Source organism: Pararhizobium sp. PWRC1-1, assembly GCF_049897905.1.
Classification (GTDB): domain Bacteria; phylum Pseudomonadota; class Alphaproteobacteria; order Rhizobiales; family Rhizobiaceae; genus Pararhizobium.
The window spans coordinates 53,431-72,341 of record NZ_JAFCXE010000003.1 but is presented as its reverse complement, the minus strand read 5'-3'; the positions used below and the strand labels follow the sequence as shown (position 1 = coordinate 72,341).

The 18,911-nt window shown below is 59.9% G+C and carries 16 protein-coding genes; 10 read left to right on the top strand and 6 right to left on the bottom strand.

Annotation, left to right across the window (positions count from 1 at the left end):
- Nucleotides 1-45 precede the first annotated feature (45 nt).
- The 3 genes from ACP7E0_RS06275 (at nt 46) to ACP7E0_RS06265 (ending at nt 4,493) form a co-directional block, all read left to right on the top strand.
- Nucleotides 46-1,230: an NAD(P)/FAD-dependent oxidoreductase gene (locus ACP7E0_RS06275; protein ID WP_426124111.1), complete on the top strand. Its 1,185-nt coding sequence runs from the start codon at nt 46-48 to the stop codon at nt 1,228-1,230.
- 222 nt (nt 1,231-1,452) lie between these two features.
- Nucleotides 1,453-1,608 (top strand): hypothetical protein, encoded by a 156-nt coding sequence (locus tag ACP7E0_RS06270; RefSeq protein ID WP_426123703.1) that lies wholly within the window; start codon nt 1,453-1,455, stop codon nt 1,606-1,608.
- Nucleotides 1,609-1,964: 356 nt separating this feature from the next.
- Nucleotides 1,965-4,493 carry a methyl-accepting chemotaxis protein gene (locus tag ACP7E0_RS06265; protein ID WP_426123701.1) on the top strand — a complete coding sequence of 843 codons (2,529 nt, stop codon included), beginning with the start codon at nt 1,965-1,967 and terminating at the stop codon, nt 4,491-4,493.
- Nucleotides 4,494-4,555: 62 nt separating this feature from the next.
- Here ACP7E0_RS06265 and ACP7E0_RS06260 read toward each other — a convergent pair whose 3' ends face one another.
- Nucleotides 4,556-4,708: a hypothetical protein gene (locus ACP7E0_RS06260; protein ID WP_426123699.1), complete on the bottom strand. Its 153-nt coding sequence runs from the start codon at nt 4,706-4,708 to the stop codon at nt 4,556-4,558.
- A 171-nt stretch (nt 4,709-4,879) separates the two neighbouring features.
- Between ACP7E0_RS06260 and ACP7E0_RS06255 the strand changes: the two genes are divergently transcribed.
- Nucleotides 4,880-5,752: a LysR family transcriptional regulator gene (locus tag ACP7E0_RS06255; RefSeq protein WP_426123698.1), complete on the top strand. Its 873-nt coding sequence runs from the start codon at nt 4,880-4,882 to the stop codon at nt 5,750-5,752.
- A 92-nt stretch (nt 5,753-5,844) separates the two neighbouring features.
- On the opposite strand, the gene ACP7E0_RS06250 is transcribed toward ACP7E0_RS06255, so the two are convergent.
- Both ACP7E0_RS06250 and aceA read right to left on the bottom strand, forming a co-directional pair.
- Nucleotides 5,845-6,084 carry a hypothetical protein gene (locus ACP7E0_RS06250; protein ID WP_037119629.1) on the bottom strand — a complete coding sequence of 80 codons (240 nt, stop codon included), beginning with the start codon at nt 6,082-6,084 and terminating at the stop codon, nt 5,845-5,847.
- Nucleotides 6,085-6,279: 195 nt separating this feature from the next.
- Complete coding sequence (aceA, locus tag ACP7E0_RS06245) at nt 6,280-7,569, bottom strand: isocitrate lyase (protein ID WP_426123697.1); 1,290 nt, start codon at nt 7,567-7,569, stop codon at nt 6,280-6,282.
- A gap of 229 nt (nt 7,570-7,798) precedes the next feature.
- On the opposite strand from aceA, the gene ACP7E0_RS06240 reads away from it, so the two are divergent.
- The gene (locus tag ACP7E0_RS06240; RefSeq protein WP_426123695.1) at nt 7,799-9,208 is read left to right on the top strand and encodes a helix-turn-helix domain-containing protein; all 1,410 of its coding nucleotides are present in this window, start codon (nt 7,799-7,801) and stop codon (nt 9,206-9,208) included.
- On the opposite strand, the gene ACP7E0_RS06235 is transcribed toward ACP7E0_RS06240, so the two are convergent.
- Nucleotides 9,202-10,155 carry a fatty acid desaturase family protein gene (locus tag ACP7E0_RS06235; protein ID WP_426123694.1) on the bottom strand — a complete coding sequence of 318 codons (954 nt, stop codon included), beginning with the start codon at nt 10,153-10,155 and terminating at the stop codon, nt 9,202-9,204. The genes ACP7E0_RS06240 and ACP7E0_RS06235 overlap by 7 nt on opposite strands.
- 345 nt (nt 10,156-10,500) lie before the next feature.
- Between ACP7E0_RS06235 and ACP7E0_RS06230 the strand changes: the two genes are divergently transcribed.
- The 4 genes from ACP7E0_RS06230 (at nt 10,501) to ACP7E0_RS06215 (ending at nt 14,565) form a co-directional block, all read left to right on the top strand.
- Complete coding sequence (locus tag ACP7E0_RS06230; protein WP_426123692.1) at nt 10,501-11,595, top strand: polyamine ABC transporter substrate-binding protein; 1,095 nt, start codon at nt 10,501-10,503, stop codon at nt 11,593-11,595.
- A 93-nt stretch (nt 11,596-11,688) separates the two neighbouring features.
- Entirely contained in the window at nt 11,689-12,831 is a 1,143-nt protein-coding gene (locus ACP7E0_RS06225) for an ABC transporter ATP-binding protein (protein WP_426124110.1), read from the top strand.
- Nucleotides 12,832-12,835: 4 nt separating this feature from the next.
- Nucleotides 12,836-13,747 (top strand): ABC transporter permease subunit, encoded by a 912-nt coding sequence (locus ACP7E0_RS06220; RefSeq protein ID WP_426123690.1) that lies wholly within the window; start codon nt 12,836-12,838, stop codon nt 13,745-13,747.
- A 2-nt stretch (nt 13,748-13,749) separates the two neighbouring features.
- On the top strand, nt 13,750-14,565 hold the full coding sequence (locus tag ACP7E0_RS06215) for an ABC transporter permease (protein ID WP_426123688.1): 816 nt from the start codon (nt 13,750-13,752) through the stop codon (nt 14,563-14,565).
- Nucleotides 14,566-14,590: 25 nt separating this feature from the next.
- Here ACP7E0_RS06215 and ACP7E0_RS06210 read toward each other — a convergent pair whose 3' ends face one another.
- Nucleotides 14,591-14,851, bottom strand: a complete 261-nt coding sequence (locus ACP7E0_RS06210) for a DUF6460 domain-containing protein (RefSeq protein ID WP_426123687.1) — start codon at nt 14,849-14,851, stop codon at nt 14,591-14,593.
- A 71-nt stretch (nt 14,852-14,922) separates the two neighbouring features.
- On the bottom strand, nt 14,923-16,761 hold the full coding sequence (locus tag ACP7E0_RS06205) for an AsmA family protein (protein WP_426123686.1): 1,839 nt from the start codon (nt 16,759-16,761) through the stop codon (nt 14,923-14,925).
- 174 nt (nt 16,762-16,935) lie between these two features.
- Here ACP7E0_RS06205 and ACP7E0_RS06200 point away from each other — a divergent pair, with 174 nt between their 5' ends.
- Entirely contained in the window at nt 16,936-18,888 is a 1,953-nt protein-coding gene (locus ACP7E0_RS06200; RefSeq protein WP_426123684.1) for an acetoacetate--CoA ligase, read from the top strand.
- Nucleotides 18,889-18,911: the final 23 nt, after the last annotated feature.

The window sequence follows — 18,911 nt, the reverse complement described above, 5'->3', positions numbered from 1 at the left end:
TGGTGCCCTTGCCTTCGAAAGGAAACTGAAACGGGAATGGATGTCTTGGCTGAACAGTTCGACGTGGTGATAATCGGGGCAGGGGCCGCCGGCATGATGGCGGCGATCGAGGCGGGCAAGCGCGGCCGCCGCGTCGTTGTGCTCGATCATGCCAAGGCGCCGGGCGAGAAGATCCGTATTTCGGGTGGCGGGCGCTGCAACTTCACCAATATCCATGCGAGCCCGAAGAACTTTCTCTCCGCCAATCCGCATTTCTGCAAGTCGGCCTTGGCGCGTTATACGCCGCACGATTTCATCAGTCTGGTCGATCGCTACAATATCGCCTGGCATGAAAAGACGCTTGGCCAGCTGTTCTGCGACGACACCGCCAAGGACATTATCCGCATGCTTCTGACCGAGATGAAGGAGGCTCGCGCGGTTCTGCGGCTTGGCGCACAGGTCCAGACAGTCGACAAAACCGTGTCCGGCTTCCGGATCGTGACGGCGGATGGGGCCATCGATTGTTCATCGCTGATCGCTGCCAGCGGCGGCAAGTCGATCCCGAAAATGGGCGCGACCGGTTTTGCCTATAAGATTGCCGAGCAGTTCGGTCTGCCTCTGGTCGAAACACGTCCGGGACTGGTGCCGTTGACGCTTGATCCAACACAGCTTGAGAGCCTGAATGCCCTTGCCGGCGTTGCTGTCGATGCGCAGGTGCGCTGTGGCAAGACGATGTTCGAGGAAGCCTTGCTGATCACCCATCGTGGCTTGAGCGGTCCAGCCATCCTGCAGATATCCTCCTACTGGCGCGAGGGCGGTGATATCCGCCTCAACCTCTTGCCGCATGTCGATATCGCCGCTCTGTTGAAGGCGGCGCGCAAGGAGAATGGCCGTCAGGCACTGCAGACTGCTTTGGCCGAAGCTCTACCAAAAAGGTTGGCACAGTTCTTTACGGAGACCGCCGGCCTCAGCAACCGGCCGCTCGCCGATCTCTCCGACAAGGCCATCGATGCATTCTGTCTCACTATCAAGGATTGGGCCATCACACCCGCCGGCTCGGAAGGCTACCGCACCGCCGAGGTAACGTTGGGCGGTATCGATACCAAGGCTCTCGATTCCCGCACCATGCGGGCACGCGACGTGCCCGGCCTCTATTTCATCGGCGAATGTGTCGATGTCACCGGCTGGCTCGGCGGCTATAATTTTCAATGGGCCTGGGCATCGGGCTTTTCGGCGGGGCAGGCGGCATAACCGGACAAAGCGCAGGCCGCTTCAGCACTTGTTAAGACATCTGACGGAACCTGTTTGACACGCTGGCTCAACGGCTTTGCGGCGCGGCAAGGATGCAGTTTTCAGGAATTGTTTCAGAAAAGTGACATTTTTCCGCTTTCGTGAGCGGTCGCAACATCAAGTGGGCTAGCGGTCCGGATCGTCCGGGTCTATTGTTGGTTTTGGTCGAAAGGACATGATGCCATGAATCAGTCACGCAGCCGTTCCACAGCCCGCGCAATCGCCATCGCGAAAGCCGATGAAAGCGCAGCGCGCAAGGCTTTGCTGATCCGCGTTTCAGTGATTGCCGTGTTCGCTCTTGCAGCACTCGTGGCTCTGCCGTCTTTCTGGTCCTTCTAAGCAGTCCGATCTCACTTCGCTTGGGAATGACAGCGGCAATGGTACGCCGATGCTTTGCTGCATGGTCTTGTGAAAATCGCACACGGCCGCTTTACCTGCCGATATGCGGTAGAATACATCTGAAACGATTTAGATCGCATTTATTCAAATATTAATCGTTGCCGTTGAAGATCGTTTTTCAACGGAGCCTGCCGTGATCTTAGCCCCGGAAGGCGGCGGATCATGCAATGAATGCCTGGCAGGCTGGCGGCAATGCGCCGTATGATTTTTCAGTTAAATCACCAGCTTGTTGGCGCACCGGGGAAGCCTGTACGGCTTGAGGAGGGCGGACGCAGGCTGCGAGCCAAGGTGCGTTCATGTTCATCGACAAGATTCTTGCCCGCTTCAAAATCCAGACCAAGGTGCTGTTGTTCATCCTGCCGTTCGTCGTCAGCATTTGCGCCGTCGGCATTACCGGGCTGTATGCGTCCGGCCTGCTGCAGGGGCGGATGGAGATTTCCAACAGCGTTCTCCAGTCGCTGAGCGGCTTCAAGGATGTCTATGCCGGCATGAACGCTTTCCTGAAGAACACGACCGAAGAGTCGCGCCAGGCGGTGCTTGAGAAGATTACAGCCCAGCGCGCGGTTCTCGAGGGGACGCTGGAACAAGTCGATGACGAGAAGGGGCGCAGTCAGCTTCAGCAGGCTTTGAGCGGTAGCGCAACGATCGGTGCGCGGGTCGACGGCCTGTGGAAGCTCTACGAACAGGAAGTGACCCTGCGTCAGTCCATGAATGGAAGCCTTCGACTGCTGCTCGCCGCACAGATGAAAATCCTCGACGAAGCGACGACCATGGAACAGAACGTCCGTCAGGACGAGGAGGCCGCCAAGTCGCTGCTACGCGAGGCAGAGCGCCTGATCTCGTCCAGCGACACGCTCGTTGCTTTCAACGGGAGTTTCGCAAAGGCCGCCAATGCCGAAGACAAGATCAAGGTAGCGGCCGATTCCTATGGTGCCATGACCAAGGTTCTGCGCAAGATGAGCTCCGGACTGCCGCAAAACCAGAAGGCAGTTTCAGAAACTTTCAAGACGACCATCGGCGAGATCAAGACGCTGGTCGACAGCGGTGACAAGAGCGACGAAACGGCTGCTTCGATCGGCAGGCTCATGGCTCGCTTCCGCCAGACGAGCATACAGCTCAACACCGCCGCAGGTCTGAAGATGCGTGAAGCAACGGCGACCTTCGGCAAGCTCGACGCGGCACTGGTGAAGGCGAATGCCGTCCTTTCGGGCACCCGTGCGATCGTCAACTCCGTCTACTCGATCCGTATCGCCGCCGCGAGCTTCCTTGAGAAGACAGATGCTGGTGGCAAAGAGCGATTGATGCGCGAATTCAGCCTGATGAATCAGGAAATCCAGAGTCTGGCCCAGTCGGCTGGCGATTTGCCGTTCTTCAACAATCTCGTCATTGCCGTGAAGCCAGTGACGGAAAAAATGCAAGCAGACAGCGCCGCGCTCGTCGACAGCAGCGCCGCCCGCCAAGCAGAATTCAGCACCGCAGCCGCCGAAATCGATGACATTTGGGGACAGCTGACGGCCTTTGCTGAAGGCCAGAAAACCACTGCTTCGGTCGAGCGCGATAAGGCCAACCAGGTGTCCGTTTTCGCAACCGTCACCGGTATCCTGATCGCGCTTCTGGCCGGCGGTGCGCTGGTGCTAACACTGAAAGGCCCGATCGGTCAGATCACCGCCGCCATGCGCCGCCTGGCTGACGGTGCGCTTGATACCTCGATCGATGGCGGTGGCCGCCGCGACGAGATTGGCGATATGGCCCGGGCGCTCGGTATTTTCAAGGAAAATGCCCTGTCCAAGGTTCGCATCGAGGCCGAAAGCGAGGAGCAGCGCGCGCAGGCCGATGCCGAACGCACCCGCAACGACACGGAAAAGCGCGCGCTCGACAGCCAGATCGATTTCGCCGTCAGCCAGCTTGCGGCCGGCCTCGGCCGCCTGGCGCAGGGCGACCTTTCGCAGCAGATCGAAACGCCATTCACCGGCCGCCTCGAGCAGCTGCGCATGGACTTTAACGGCTCGCTGATCCGCCTGCAGGACACGCTCCTGCAGATCCGCAATCATGCGCTGTCGATCCAGCGTAGCGGCAACGACATGCATGCGTCGGCCGATTCACTATCGAAGCGCACCGAGGCGCAGGCAGCGTCACTGGAAGAAACCGCCGCTGCCGTCGACCAGATCACCGTTACGGTCCGTTCATCGGCCGAACGCGCCCACGAGGCCAATATCGCTGTCACGCATACCAAGAAGAGCGCCGACAGCTCGGCAGTTGTCGTCAGCAACGCGATTGCTGCGATGGGGCGGATCGAGGATGCCTCGCGCCAGATCGAACAGATCATCGACGTCATCGACGAGATCGCCTTCCAGACCAACCTTCTGGCGCTGAATGCCGGTATCGAGGCTGCGCGCGCCGGCGATGCGGGCAAGGGTTTCGCGGTGGTTGCGCAGGAAGTCCGCGAGCTCGCCCAGCGCTCGGCGGGAGCCGCCCGCGAGATCAAGGGCCTGATCAACAAGTCTGCCAACGAGGTGAATTCCGGGTCGCAACTGGTCCAGCAGACCGGTGCGGTTCTAGCCTCGATCAGCCAGCAGATCGTCTCGGTCAGCAGCCATGTCGAAATGATCGCCACCGCCAGCCGCGATCAGGCCGCTGCCCTGCATGAGGTCAACGGCTCCGTCAACCAGATGGACCAGATGACCCAGCAGAACGCTACCATGGTCGATCAGGCAACCAGCGCCAGCCGCGAACTTGCCAACCAGGCCGATACCTTGATGATGCTGGTCGAGCAGTTCCGCCTGGAGCCGGTGAGTACGGCGCGCCAGATGGGTCGCGCCGCCTGATCCAACGATGTTCAAACGAGGAAAGCCCGGCGTTCGTATCGCCGGGCTTTCTGTTTGTTGCTTTATCGTACCCAGCGCAGGTAAAGCTGCCGCAGCGCGGTGGACATCCTGTTGGACAGCTGGTTCCGGTTGATCAACTCCTGAAATTCGTGCGGCTTGCTTGCGTCCTTCGCTATCATGTCCGCCCATAAAACCACTCCCATCATCTCTGGCATCGTTCAAGTCTCCTTCGGCAACAGAAAGCCATTTGCCGGACCGGGTGTCCTGCAGCCAGCTGTCTTCAATTTGGGGTGAGGCGGCGGTTCAGCCGCGCTCCGTTTACGCCTCGAACCTATGCTTCAAAAGTCAGTTTATAAACGCAAGAAACCGGAGTATGTTTTTCATTGATGAAAGACATAAGTTGGGATGCCTATCAGATATTTCTGGCTGTCGCGCGCCACGGTGGATTGACCGGCGCTGCGCAGGCCAATGGTTTGAGCCCGGCCACGGTCGGCCGCCGGGTGCTTGATCTTGAGCAGGGGATTGGGCGGCAACTGTTTGTCCGCAGCCAGACGGGCTATCGATTGACAGCTGATGGCCAGGCTCTTTTCGAGCAGTTGCAGGCGATGGATGCCGTCGTCCGTAAGGTCGATGGCTGGCGGCAGGAAGCGCATGGCGCCTCCGTGGTGCGGCTGATGGCCGGTACCTGGGTGACCTGGCTGGTTTGCGAAAACATCCAGGCGATCTGGAGCGAGCGCGACGGGTTCCGCCTCGACATGTCCGTTTCCGAGCGCCGGGCGACGCTGGCGCACCGGCAAAGCGATGTCGGCGTGCGGGCCGTTGCACCGGAAGAGCCGCATCTGGCGAGCCGTCATACCGGCGACGTCGCCTATGCCGCCTACCGCCAGCGCAATGCGCCGGAAGGGCTCTCATCTGCCTGGCTTGCCGTGTCGGAGGAGGATGCGATCTCGCCCTATCTGCGCTTTCCGCATGAGCAGGTGGCGTCGATCGCCGTCATCGTCAGCCGCCCGCGCTCATTGCTCGATCTAACAAGGGCAGGGGCGGGGCAGGCGGTTTTGCCCTGTTTCGTCGGCGATCTCGATCCGGGCCTGGAGCGGGCTGGGGAAGAGCTGAAACAATTGCGTCACGGGCAATGGATCGTCACCAACAGCGAAGACCGCCACCGCCGCGAAATCCGCACGGTTTCAGAGCGCCTGTTCCGGCTGGTGAAAAGCCACGCCGATCTCTTCGCCGGCAAACGGCCAAGCCGAAGCCTGTAGTTGCTACGGTGAATAGCATTTGGAGCTGTGTAAAAACGCAAAATCCCGGCGGGAAAAGTCCCGCCGGGATCTCCGTGGACAGGTACCATGCCTCAGCCACGTCCCTGCGTCACGATAACGGGGATCAGCAGATCACCCCAGTTGCCTTCGCCGCCGTGATGCCGGGCCGAGCGGACGAGTTCGACGGAAACGCCGGCATCCACGGCCTTCATGACGGCCTGGTTGAGCCTGTGCAGGTCATTGGCGACCATACGGATCATCGCCTGCTGTTCCGGTGTCATGGCCGAGGATTGTTCCTCTGCCCGTTCCTTGACGCGTGTCTGGACTGTCATGCTCGTTTCCTCCTGGTTGATGTTGGGTCTTTAAGGCCCCTCCCCAACCCCTCCCCACAAGGGGGAGGGGCTAACCCCGTGGCACCTCTCCGCTCAACAATGACCGCTGAATTTACGGAGGTCGTTGGCGGCGATGGAAGGTGCGGCAAGCGAGCCCCTCCCCCTTGTGGGGAGGGGCTGGGGAGGGGAGTTTTGTTACTCCGCCGCCGGGCGGAACTGTTCGTGTTCGGTCGATTCATGCATGGCTGTCGTCGATGACTTGCCGCCGGTAATCGCCATCGAGACGGCGTCGAAATAGCCGGTGCCGACTTCGCGCTGGTGCTTGGTCGCCGTATAGCCGTTGACCTCGGCGGCAAATTCCGCCTCCTGCAGCTCGGAATAGGCCGCCATCTGCCGGTCCTTGTAGCCGCGCGCCAGTTCGAACATGCCGAAGTTCAGCTGGTGGAAGCCGGCAAGCGTGATGAACTGGAACTTGTAGCCCATGGCACCCAGCTCCCGCTGGAATTTGGCAATCGTCGCATCGTCGAGGTTTTTCTTCCAGTTGAACGACGGCGAGCAATTATAGGCGAGCTTCTTGCCCGGATGCACCTTGTGCACGGCTTCTGCGAACTTGCGGGCCTGTTCGAGATCCGGCTTGCCGGTCTCCATCCAGATCAGGTCGCAATACGGCGCATAGGCAATGGCGCGGGCAATACAGGGCTCGATGCCGTTCTTGACCTGATAGAAACCTTCCGTGGTGCGGCCGGCATCGTAATCGACGAAGGGCTGGTCGCGCTCGTCGATATCGGATGTCAGGAGCTTGGCGGCTTCGGCGTCCGTGCGGGCGATGACCAGTGTCGGCGTGCCCATGACGTCGGCGGCAAGGCGCGCGGCATTGAGATTGCGGATATGGGCCGCTGTCGGGATCAGAACCTTGCCGCCGAGATGGCCGCACTTCTTTTCCGATGCCAGCTGGTCCTCATAGTGGACGCCGGCAGCACCCGCCTCGATAAAGGCCTTCATGATCTCGAAAGCGTTGAGCGGCCCGCCGAAACCGGCCTCGGCATCGGCAACGATCGGGGCGAACCAGGTGTCGACCGAGAGACCCTTGCCTTCCGAGGTCTCGATCTGGTCGGCGCGCTGCAATGTCCTGTTGATGCGCTTGGCCAGTTCCGGTGCCGCATTGGCCGGATAGAGCGACTGGTCGGGATACATCGATGATGCGGTATTGCTGTCGGCGGCGACCTGCCAGCCGGACAGGTAAATCGCCTTCAAGCCGGCGCGGACCTGCTGCATTGCCTGATTGCCGGTCATCGCGCCCAGCGCATTGACGAAATCTTCCTCATGGATCAGCTGCCATAGCCGGTTGGCGCCCATTTCGGCCAGCGTATGCCGGATCTGGACGGAGCCGCGCAGCCGCTTGACGTCGTCGGCGGTGTAGGGGCGATCAAGGCCATCGAAGCGGCCTTGTGGTGCGCCGGGAACGAGATTGTAAAAATCAGTCATAAATTCCTCCTGCAATTTTTCGAAGGCCATTCGACTTTAGTTTAATGGCCGCTCGATCGTCGATCTGATGTGACGAGTTTTACAGTGCGCCGCACAAACTCGCCAGAATAAAAGGATTTCTGTTGCATTCAAAAGGGTTATCATGTCTTGTCTTTTACAAAGACCGTCTGTAATTTTGTAAAATCTGTAAATAAGATGTTCCTGGCCGAAGTTGTAAAAGGCGTGACAGATGGCTGAAAACAAGATTTTTGCCGGTGCCCGCGTACGGCGCATCCGCAATGGCCTGTCGTTGACCCAGACGGCGATGGCGGAGGCGCTGGGCATCTCGCCGTCCTATCTCAACCTGATCGAGCGCAATCAGCGGCCGTTGACGGTGCAGCTGCTGTTGAAGCTCTCCTCCGTCTACAAGGTCGATCTCGATGAATTGCAGGGCGAGGCGACCGGCAGCGTCACGCAGCTGCGCGAAGTGTTTGCTGATCCACTGCTCTCAGGCGAGTTGCCGGGCGATCAGGAGCTGATCGAGGTGGCGGAGGCAGCCCCCAATGCCGCGATGGGCGTGCTCAAGCTGTACCGTGCTTACCGCGAACAATCCCTGCGGCTGAAGGACCTGAGCGCACTCCTGTCCGATCACGGGCATATGGCGGCACTTTCCGATGCCCGCCTGCCGATGGATGAAGTGCGCGACATTTTTGAAAACCGGCCGCATTATTTTGCCGGGATCGATGACGCCGCCGAAGCGTTTCATGCGCAGCTGTCGCCCGGCGACGATCTTGCCGGGGCGCTAAAAACTTGGCTGCGCAAGGAGCATGGCCTGTCCGTGCGGACTTTGCCCGTACATGTGATGCCGGACCTGCGCCGCCGCTTCGACCGCCATTCGATGCGGCTGTTTCTATCGGAACGGCTGTCGGCGCAGGACCACGTGCGGGAAATCGCCATGGAAGCGGCGCAGATCGCTTTTCCGCAAGCCATCGCCGCCGATCTCCAATCGCTGGCATTCTCGACGGGCGAGGCACGCCGCATCGGCCGTTTCGAGCTGGCGCGTTATGCGGCGCATGCGATCATGATGCCCTATGGCGGGTTTCTGGCAGCGGCGCAGCGGGCGAAATACGATATCGACGTTTTGAGCGCCCGCTTCCAGGTCTCGTTCGAACAGGCGGCAAGCCGGCTGGTGACGCTGCAGCGTACCGGGGCTGCAGGGCTACCGTTCTTCCTGATGGAGATCGATCATGCCGGTAACCGGCTGCGCAAGGCGGGGGCCTCAGGCTTTCCGCAAGCGCGCTTCGGCGGCAGCTGTCCCAAGCTCAATGTTCACACGGCATTTGCGCAAGCCGGGCAGGTCTTGGCCGATCGGGTGGAGATTTTCGGAGGCGGGGAGTTCGTCACCATCGCAAGGACCGTCGAGGGACCACGGGCGAATTTTCAGGAGCGTGTTCGCCGTACGGCAATTCTCATCGGTTGCGACGCAGCCCAGGCATTGGAAACCGTCTATGGCGGTGGACCACTTGCCACCGTCGCCGGCGGCACTGCCTGTCGCCTGTGCGAGCGGCAGGGCTGTCTTGCCCGGGCCGAACCGCCGGTCACCCGGCCGCTCGGACTCGATGAGATGGTGACCGGCCTAAGCGCCTTTGATTTTCAGTAACTGACCGGATGATGGGCTGGCAGCAGCGGCGCGTTCGGCGCAAAGCACTCTGACGCAAGCCCTGTCGTGTAGCCGCGAGTGATGTGCGCCTTTGCGGCATAGGCGGGGTTCTTCATCAGCAGCGCATGCAGTCCCGGCAGATTGTAATAGGGCACGCCGGGATAAAGGTGGTGTTCCAGATGATAGTTGATGTTGTGGGGAGCAAAGAACAGCTTTTCCCAGAGATGGGGATAGACCGTGCGCGAGCTGCCCAGTTCGTCGGAATAATCCATGCTGCCGAAATGTTCGGCGACGCTGCGGACATAGAGGAACAGGCAGAAGAAGGTGAAGAATGGCACTAGCCAGTAGAGCGTGAAATCCGTCCAGAGCCCAAACACCGAGACGATAACGGCAGCGATGGCGTAGAAGCCGATCCGCAGAAGCTTGTAGGTCCGGGTCGACCGGTCATGCTTGGCGATGCGCTTGGCCATGTGCAGGATATCGCGCACCGAATTGATCGCGACGAGATAGCCGAGCAACTGCACCACGCCGCGCCAGACCTTCTGCGGGAAGGTGAATTGGGTCATGCCAAGCTTGGCAGCCCAGTCCGGATCGTCGTCTGTGTTGGTGTGCTGGTGATGGGCAAGGTGGTTCATCCGGTAACCGTCGACGGTCGCCATGATCGGCCATGCGAGCAGAAGGTCGCTCATCCAGTCGCTGGTTTTGCGGTTCTTGATGATGCGGTAATGAGCAGCCTCGTGCATCAGGCAGCCGAAGGCGTGCATGCGTCCGGCAATGACCAAGACAGCGGCGAAATAGGCAAGCGGATGTTGCATATATTTGCTGAAGGCGATGGCGCCGGCGATCAGCGCCCAGTCGAAACCGATGGCCAGAAGCGTCCGGTGGGATTGCAGCACCGACAGCCGCTTCAGTTCCCGTGGGTCGATCCGCTGCGACTTCACACTCATGATGGCCAACTCCGAAACGCATAACCGTTGCGGCGCAAAATCGCATTCCAGGCATGGTTAAGCAATCGTAAACGCCGTGGTTCGGGATCGATTTAAGCTTATGGTTAATTCGCGCCGGCAACCCGGTCTCGATGGTCATTGGTCGGGCATGGCGCACTGAAAAGATTCGGCTTTTGCCAGTGATCGCTAAAATCTGAGATGTTGCCGAATGGTTCGCGTAGGGCCAGTAAAAGCGCTTGTGGTTGTTGGAAAACATGCCTAACTTCCAAACGCGCATACGGAGGGACAGACAGGCAGGCGACGGCGGCGTGCCTGGACTGGCCCGATAAAACCAAGGGGAATTCTATGTCGCGTACGATTGCCACCGCCTTTGCCGCGTTGATCCTTGCCGGGTCCGCGACCATTGCCACTGCGCAGGAGCGCGTGGTCAATGTCTACAACTGGTCCGATTATATCGATGCCAGCATTCTCGAAGACTTCACCAAGGAAACCGGCATCAAGGTCGTTTACGACGTCTTCGACAGCAACGAGATCCTCGAAACCAAGCTGCTTGCAGGCGGCACCGGCTATGACGTCGTCGTGCCGACGGCGAGCTTCCTGCAGCGCCAGATCGCAGCCGGTGTCTTCCAGAAGCTCGACAAGTCCAAGCTGCCGAACCTCTCCAACATGTGGGATGTGATCTCAGACCGTATCCAGAAATACGATCCCGGTAACGAATATGCCGTCGATTACATGTGGGGCACGACCGGCATCGGCTACAATGTCGAGAAGGTGAAGAAGATCCTCGGCACCGACGAAGCACCGACCTGGGACGTGATCTTCAAGCCGGAAGTGGCTGCCAAGTTCAAGGACTGTGGTATCCACATCCTCGATTCCGCTTCCGACGTGCTGCCCTCGGCGCTGGCCTATCTTGGCCTCGATCCGGATAGCCGCGCCACGGACGATCTCAAAAAAGCCGAGGAACTTCTGGTCTCCATCCGTCCCTCCGTTCGCAAGTTCCATTCGTCGGAATATATCAATGCGCTCGCCAATGGCGATATTTGCCTTGCTGTCGGTTATTCAGGGGACATCTTCCAGGCACGCGATCGTGCTGCCGAAGCCAAGGCCGGCGTGACGGTCAACTATGTCATTCCGCCGACCGGCGCGCAGATGTGGTTCGACGTCATGGCCATCCCGGCCGATGCGCCGCATGTCGCAGAAGCCCATGAATTCCTCAACTACATGATGAAGCCGGAAGTCGTCGCCAAGGCGTCGAACGTCGTGTTCTACGCCAATGGCAACAAGGCCTCGCAGCAGTTCATCGATAAGGCCGTGCTTGAGGATACCGCGATCTATCCGACGCCCGAGGTTTTGGCCAAGTTGTTTACGGTGACGCCCTATGACGCCAAATCGCAGCGTCTGGTGACGCGGCTCTGGACCAAAGTGGTCACCGGCCAGTAAGTCGAAAAGAGTTGCCCGGACCTGAAATCCGGGCAATTTTCTTTTGTGGCGCTGGGGACGGCGCCGTTTGTGCAAGTCATTCGGGGATAGATGATGAAGTCACTTGGCAGTATCCGGCGTTCCTTTGCTCCCTGGGCAGATCCCAATTCCGTACCGTTCATCGCCGTCAAGAACGTCACCAAGAAGTTTGGTGATTTCGTCGCGGTCGATGATCTGTCGCTGAACATCTATCCGCGCGAATTCTTCGCGCTGCTCGGCGCGTCGGGCTGCGGCAAATCAACGCTGCTGCGCATGCTCGCCGGTTTCGAACAGCCGACCGCGGGCGAGATCATCCTCGACGGACAGAGCCTTGCCGGCATTCCGCCCTACAAGCGGCCGGTCAACATGATGTTCCAGTCCTATGCGCTGTTTCCGCATATGACGGTCGAGAACAACATCGCCTTCGGCCTGAAGCAGGACGGCATGCCGAAGGCCGATATTGCTGCGCGCGTCGAGCAGATGCTGAAACTGGTCAAGCTCGATAAGTTTGCCAAGCGCAAGCCGCATCAGCTCTCCGGTGGCCAGCGCCAGCGCGTCGCGCTCGCCCGTTCGCTGGCCAAGCGCCCGAAGGTGCTTCTGCTGGATGAGCCGCTTGGCGCGCTCGACAAGAAGCTGCGTGAGGAAACCCAGTTCGAACTGATGGACCTGCAGCAGGAACTCGGCCTCACTTTCGTCGTTGTCACCCATGACCAGGAAGAGGCGATGACCATGGCCGACCGCATCGCCGTCATGGCGCATGGCAAGGTCGTGCAAGTCGCCACACCACCGGAAATCTACGAAGCGCCAAACTCCCGTTTCGTCGCCGATTTCATCGGCGATGTGAATATTTTCGACGGCACTGTTTCGTCTGCCGGCAACGGCACTGTTGAGATCGCGACACAAACCGGCTTTACTGTCCGCGTCGCCTCGACCGAGCCACCCGCCGTCGGCGCCAAGGCCGGCTTCGCCGTTCGTCCGGAAAAGATCCGTGTCGGCCGCGACCGGCCCGCCTGCGCGCCGCTCAATGCAGCACAGGGCGAAATCTGGGACATCGGCTATCTCGGCGACATGACGGTCTTCCACATCAAGCTGAAGGACGGCAAGGTGATCAAGGCCTCGTCGCTGAATGCCGTGCGCGCCGTCGAAGACCCCCTTGGTTATGATCAGGAAGTCTGGATTTCGTTCGATGAAAATGCCGGCGTCGTGCTGAAGGATTGAAGCCATGGCAAAATTCGGATCGGCTTTGTTCAACCGGCTGGTGATCATCATCCCCTATGCCTGGTTGCTGTTCTTCTTCCTGATACCCTTTTTCATCGTTTTGCGAATTTCGCTCTCGGAAACCGCGGTCGCGATGCCGCCCTATCTGCCGGTGTTCGACCTCGCGTCCGGCTTTAGGGGGTTCATCGACAACATCAAGCAGTTCTCGATCGACAACTACATCTGGCTGACCGAGGACGCACTGTATACCAAGGCCTATGCCTCCAGCCTCTGGATCGCCGGCGTCTCGACAGTCCTGACGCTGCTGATCGCCTATCCGGTGGCCTACGGCATGGCGCAGGCGCCCAACACGATCCGCCCGACACTGCTGATGCTGGTGATCCTGCCATTCTGGACGAGCTTCCTGATCCGCGTCTATGCCTGGATCGCCATCCTGAAACCCGAGGGGCTGTTCAACCAGCTGCTCCTGACGCTCGGCTTGATCGACCAGCCGCTGATCATCCTCAACACCAATTGGGCGATCTATATCGGTATCGTCTATTCCTATCTGCCCTTCATGGTGCTGCCGATCTATTCGTCACTGGAAAAGATGGATCACAGCCTGACGGAGGCGGCGCAGGATCTCGGCTGCACGCCGATCCGGGCGTTCTGGCGCGTTACGTTTCCACTCTCCATGCCCGGCGTCGTCGCCGGCTGCATGCTGGTCTTCATTCCGGCCGTCGGCGAGTTCGTCATCCCGGATCTGCTCGGCGGCTCCGAGACGCTGATGATCGGCAAGACCTTGTGGAACGAGTTCAACGCCAACCGTGACTGGCCGGTATCCGCGGCCGTGGCGACCATTCTTCTGCTCATTCTTGTGGTGCCGATCATGTTCTTCCAGCATGCGCAGGCCAAAGCCGACGCCGAGGGGAGATAGTCATGCAGCGCTGGTCCCGTTTCAATATCGCCTCCATCGTTATCGGCTTTGCCTTTCTCTATCTGCCGATCGTGTTGCTGGTGATCTTCTCCTTCAACGAATCCAAGCTGGTCACCGTCTGGGCCGGCTTCTCGACCAAATGGTATGTGCAGCTGTTCCACAATCAGGCGCTTCTCGACGCCGCCTGGGTCACGATCCGCGTCGGTCTCATTTCTGCAACGATCGCGACGGTTCTGGGCACGATGGCAGCGCTCGCCATGACCCGTTACACCCGCTTTCGCGGCCGCATGCTGTTCTCCGGGATGATCTACGCGCCGCTGGTCATGCCGGAGGTGATCACCGGCCTGTCGATGCTGCTTCTGTTCGTCGCCATCGGTTTCGATCGCGGCTTCTGGACACTGACGCTCGCCCACATCACCTTCACCATGTGCTTCGTCGCTGTCGTCGTGCAGTCCCGGCTTTTGAGCTTCGATCGGTCGATCGAAGAGGCCGCAATGGATCTTGGCGCCACGCCGGTGGCAACCTTCCTGCAGGTGACCTTGCCCGTCATAGCACCGGCGGTCTTTTCCGGTTGGGTGCTCGCCTTCACGCTGTCGCTGGACGATCTGGTGATCTCGAGCTTCACCTCCGGCCCAGGCGCCACCACGCTGCCGATGCGGATCTACAGCCAGGTTCGGTTGGGCGTCACGCCAGAGATCAACGCCGTCTGCACGATCCTGATCGGCATTGTCGCCATTGCCGTGCTGATCGCCTCGGTGGTCTCGCGCCGCCGGGAAATCCAGCGCGTCAAAGACGAGCAGGCAGCTTTCGCGCATTGATGCGAACGCGGCGGGAGCAGGCGCGTCAGTCGCGCTCGCGTTCTCTTTCGCGCGGCGGCAGGAAAACGTAGGTCAGCAACCAGATCGGCAGCACGATCATCGAGCCGAGCATGATGTTGGGCAGTGCCCAGTTGGTGAAGCGCAGCAGGTGAGCCCACAGCACATCCGGCGTCAGTCCCGCCTGCTCGAGGATCTGCGCTGATGATATGTTGAAGATCGACAGTCCGGCACCCGTCAGCAGCGATGCCAGCGAGATTTTGAGCAAGGCGGCAAGGAAACGCAGCACGGACACATCTCCTGTGAGCTGATTCGCCTGCTTATCTTAGAATGCCCTGCGATAAAGTCGATCTGGCCCGCTTATGGCTGTGTGGTGCGCGCGGGCAGGGGGGAAATGACCGGGTTCGGCCAGGAACCGTCGGCAAAGAAGCGCACAGCAGGTGTTGTCGTATCGTCTGACCGGATGGCACCGGCAAGCGCCAGTTTGCCGTTCGTGAAAGGAAGGGTTCCGGCAAGAGACACCGTCTTTCCGTCGCCGGTGATATCAGCCGTGGTCAGTTCGACAACGCCCTTGCGCAAGGTTCCAGCGATCTCCGTTCTGGTAAAGGCGAACGAACCATTGGTGGCATGGCTGACGTTGAAAACGTGGCCCAGCGTGGCAAGCCGCGCGAATTCCGGCAGGTCGAAATTCACCACGGTGCCATTGTTCGCCGCGTAGCGAAATTCTCCGGAAACGCCGTCAGCCGTCATCTTCGACAGGGGTTCGGCGGAAGACAGGTCCAGGCTCAGCATGCCCCGGCCAAGCGGCAACGGTCCTGCAAGGCCAAAACTGGCCGAAACGGACGCGAGATCTGCATTCTTCAGCGCAAGCTGCAATTGTCCACCGTCGGCGCCGTCATTGGCAAGGGCGAGGTGGCCGCTGAGCGAGCCATCGGCAAAGGTACCATCACCGATGTCGATGGACGCACGGCCGTTTTCCACCATGATACCGGCGGCAACATCCGTCAGGGCCGCAGGACCATAACTGATCTCTTGTGCCGACAGGCGAAGATCGAGGCTGATCTGCTTGAGAAACGTCACTTCCGGCCTGTTCTCAGCGTCCTGTTCCGGGCGCAGGGGAAAAGCTGACGAGAGAAGCGGTTCCAGGTCCAGCCGATCAAAGGCGAGCGTGCCATCGATACGCGGACCACGTGCCTGATCCCAAGCCAGGTCGAGGACGCCGGTCGCATTGGCGTCATTCAGAGACAGCGAAAGGCTGTCCATCTTCAATGTCTGTGCAGACATGGTCATGCTGGTATCGATGCTGACCGATCCTGTCGCAGCAAGCGGCTGGGGCTCGCCTTTGGACCAGGCAAGCAGCGCGCTAACCGATTTTGCCTTGAGCTGCAGCCGGCCGGTGGCAAACGGATGGCTTGAAACGTTCCCGCTGCCGTCGAAACTGACAGTCAACAGCAGGGAGTTGAACGATGCCTGAAACGTGCTGTTCTGGCCCGAAAGCAGCATCAACGGTTCGTCGCAAATGAAGGATCCTTGAACCTTCTCACCGTTCATAAGGGCCGAAAGATCGGCGCTCATTCGTGTGGTTGGGGTCCGCCATAGCACGGAGCCGGTGATGGCACTGACGCGATGCGTGCTTGACGTCACACGGTCGGTCAATTCGAGCGTGCCGTTGACGATCTCGACATCGCCGATCGGCGTATTGCGGGCGCTGGACGGCGTCTTGCCTGAAGCGTCGGCGACGGCATCCGCCATCCAGCCGGCACGCCGCCAGTTGAACGTCCCGTCGAGCCGGCGTTCCACTTTGAAAACCGGGTTGACCAGATGGAAATCATAAAAGACAGGCGCGCCGCGCAGGGCGGCGAGAATGTCGAACCCTGCCGCAATCGCGTCAGCCTTCGCCAGCAGTTCCGGTGCGGCCGCATCGCCGCCTTCGAAGGTGACGTTGCGCAGGGTCAGGACCGGGTGCGGCCAGAAGCTGATCTGTGGATCGCCGGCAATATTTGCCCGCGCGCCCGTCCACGAAGACAGCACGTCCTCCATGTTCGTCTTGACGTTGGCCGTCGAGACGAACAGCGGCAAGGCGATTTTAAACAGAGCAGTAAGGACGACCGCACCGACAAGAAGCCATGCGACGGTACGCGACAGAAAAAATGCCTGCCATCCGATTTTTCTGCTGCTGCGGGTAAAGAATTGCCTCATGGCCGTCCGGGGCACTTTCAATCGGTTTGAACGGCCTCTGGATAGGCTTTCATCGTTCAGAAATCAAACGGTTGACACGCAAAATGTCGCAACTGCCACAGCCATCATTTGTCCTGCCTGTTTATCTTGCGTCGCAGCATGATATAGAGGCTGGCTTGGGAAGCGGAGGAAAAAATGCAGTCAGATCGGCCCCTTTGGACACCGTCGGCAGAATTCATCGAACAGACGCCGATGAAGGCGTTCATCGACTGGTGCGGACAACGCTTTTCGAGAACGTTTGCGGACTATGACGCGTTCCATGACTGGTCGATCACCGAGCGCGCCGATTTCTGGACTGGCGTCTGGGATCATTGCGGCGTCATCGGCAATCGCGGTGAACGCGCGCTCATCCATGGCGACGTGATGCTCGACGCACGTTTCTTTCCTGACGCCACGCTCAATTTCGCCGAAAATCTCCTGCGCCATACCGTTAGCGGCGACGCGCTTGTTTTCCGGGGCGAGGACAAGGTGCAATCACGCATGTCCTGGGATGAACTGCGGGCGCTGGTGTCCAGGCTGCAGCAAGCCCTGAAGGCACGGGGCATCGGCAAGGGCGACCGCGTCGCCGCGATGATGCCGAACATGCCGGAAACAATTGCTTTGATGCTGGCCACCGCCTCGATCGGCGCCATCTGGTCGTCCTGTTCCCCCGATTTCGGCGAGCAGGGCGTGCTCGACCGCTTTGGCCAGATCGAACCGAAGCTGTTTATCGCCTGCGACGGCTACTGGTACGCCGGCAAGCGCCAGGATGTCGCCGCGAAGGTTCAGGCGGTTACCGGCAAACTCGGCGTCCCCGCCCTGATCATTCCCTATGCCGGCGATGCTGAAACGCTGGCCGGATCGCTGGAAAACGGCCAGACGCTGGCCGGCTTCATCGAACCCTTCGCCGCGCGCGAGATTGAGTTTGCGCCCCTGCCATTTGCGCATCCGCTCTATATTCTCTTTTCGTCGGGCACCACCGGCGTTCCGAAATGTATCGTCCATTCAGCCGGCGGCACGCTATTGCAGCATCTGAAGGAGCATCGCTTCCATTGCGGGCTGCGCGAGGGGGAAAAGCTCTTCTATTTCACCACCTGCGGCTGGATGATGTGGAACTGGCTGGTCTCCGGGCTTGCCTTCGGCGCAACGCTCTGCCTTTTCGATGGCTCGCCGTTCCATCCCGATGGCAACGTGCTGTTCGACTACGCCCGTGATGAGCAATTCGCCATCTTTGGCACTTCGGCAAAATATATCGACGCCGTGCGCAAGGGCGGCTTCACGCCGGTCTCGACCCATGATCTCTCGTCGTTGAGGCTGATGACCTCGACCGGCTCGCCGCTATCGCCGGAAGGCTTCTCCTTCGTCTATGAAGGCATCAAGCCGGATGTCCAGCTGGCGTCGATTTCCGGCGGAACAGATATCGTCTCCTGTTTTGTGCTCGGCAATCCGCTGAAGCCGGTCTGGCGCGGTGAAATCCAGGGGCCGGGGCTCGGCCTTGCGATGGATGTCTGGAATGATGACGGCCAGCCGGTGCGTCAGGAAAAGGGCGAACTCGTCTGCACAAGAGCGTTTCCTTCGATGCCGGTAATGTTCTGGAACGACCCTGAAGGCGCGAAGTACAAGGCGGCCTATTTCGAGCGCTTCGACAATATCTGGTGCCACGGCGATTTTGCCGAATGGACCGAACATGGCGGGATCGTCATCCACGGCCGCTCGGACGCGACGCTCAACCCGGGCGGCGTGCGCATCGGCACGGCCGAGATCTACAATCAGGTCGAGCAGATGGACGAGGTGGCCGAGGCCATCTGCATCGGCCAGGACTGGGATGACGACGTTCGCGTCATCCTGTTCGTGCGGCTTGCGGCAGGGATCATCCTGAACGACGATCTGGTGAAGGCGATCAAAGCCAGAATCCGTAGCGGCGCCTCACCGCGCCACGTGCCAGCCAAGATCATTGCCGTCACCGACATTCCGCGCACGAAATCCGGCAAGATCGTCGAGCTTGCGGTGCGCGAAGTCGTGCATGGCCGGCCGGTCAAGAACAAGGAAGCGCTTGCCAATCCCGAAGCGCTCGATCTCTACGCCAACCTTGCCGAGCTTGGAAACTAAGTTCGGCGCGTTAACGATTTCGG

Bases quoted from the DNA above. Each gene is read 5' to 3' on its own strand.
- ACP7E0_RS06200 (WP_426123684.1), top strand. From the start codon at position 16,936: ATGCAGTCAGATCGGCCCCTTTGGACACCGTCGGCAGAATTCATCGAA.
- ACP7E0_RS06215 (WP_426123688.1), top strand. From the start codon at position 13,750: ATGCAGCGCTGGTCCCGTTTCAATATCGCCTCCATCGTTATCGGCTTT.
- ACP7E0_RS06250 (WP_037119629.1), bottom strand. From the start codon at position 6,084: ATGACAGTCCAGACACGCGTCAAGGAACGGGCAGAGGAACAATCCTCG.
- ACP7E0_RS06230 (WP_426123692.1), top strand. From the start codon at position 10,501: ATGTCGCGTACGATTGCCACCGCCTTTGCCGCGTTGATCCTTGCCGGG.
- ACP7E0_RS06220 (WP_426123690.1), top strand. From the start codon at position 12,836: ATGGCAAAATTCGGATCGGCTTTGTTCAACCGGCTGGTGATCATCATC.
- ACP7E0_RS06255 (WP_426123698.1), top strand. From the start codon at position 4,880: ATGAAAGACATAAGTTGGGATGCCTATCAGATATTTCTGGCTGTCGCG.
- ACP7E0_RS06240 (WP_426123695.1), top strand. From the start codon at position 7,799: ATGGCTGAAAACAAGATTTTTGCCGGTGCCCGCGTACGGCGCATCCGC.
- ACP7E0_RS06265 (WP_426123701.1), top strand. From the start codon at position 1,965: ATGTTCATCGACAAGATTCTTGCCCGCTTCAAAATCCAGACCAAGGTG.
- ACP7E0_RS06260 (WP_426123699.1), bottom strand. From the start codon at position 4,708: ATGCCAGAGATGATGGGAGTGGTTTTATGGGCGGACATGATAGCGAAG.
- ACP7E0_RS06235 (WP_426123694.1), bottom strand. From the start codon at position 10,155: ATGAGTGTGAAGTCGCAGCGGATCGACCCACGGGAACTGAAGCGGCTG.
- ACP7E0_RS06270 (WP_426123703.1), top strand. From the start codon at position 1,453: ATGAATCAGTCACGCAGCCGTTCCACAGCCCGCGCAATCGCCATCGCG.
- aceA (WP_426123697.1), bottom strand. From the start codon at position 7,569: ATGACTGATTTTTACAATCTCGTTCCCGGCGCACCACAAGGCCGCTTC.
- ACP7E0_RS06205 (WP_426123686.1), bottom strand. From the start codon at position 16,761: ATGAGGCAATTCTTTACCCGCAGCAGCAGAAAAATCGGATGGCAGGCA.
- ACP7E0_RS06225 (WP_426124110.1), top strand. From the start codon at position 11,689: ATGAAGTCACTTGGCAGTATCCGGCGTTCCTTTGCTCCCTGGGCAGAT.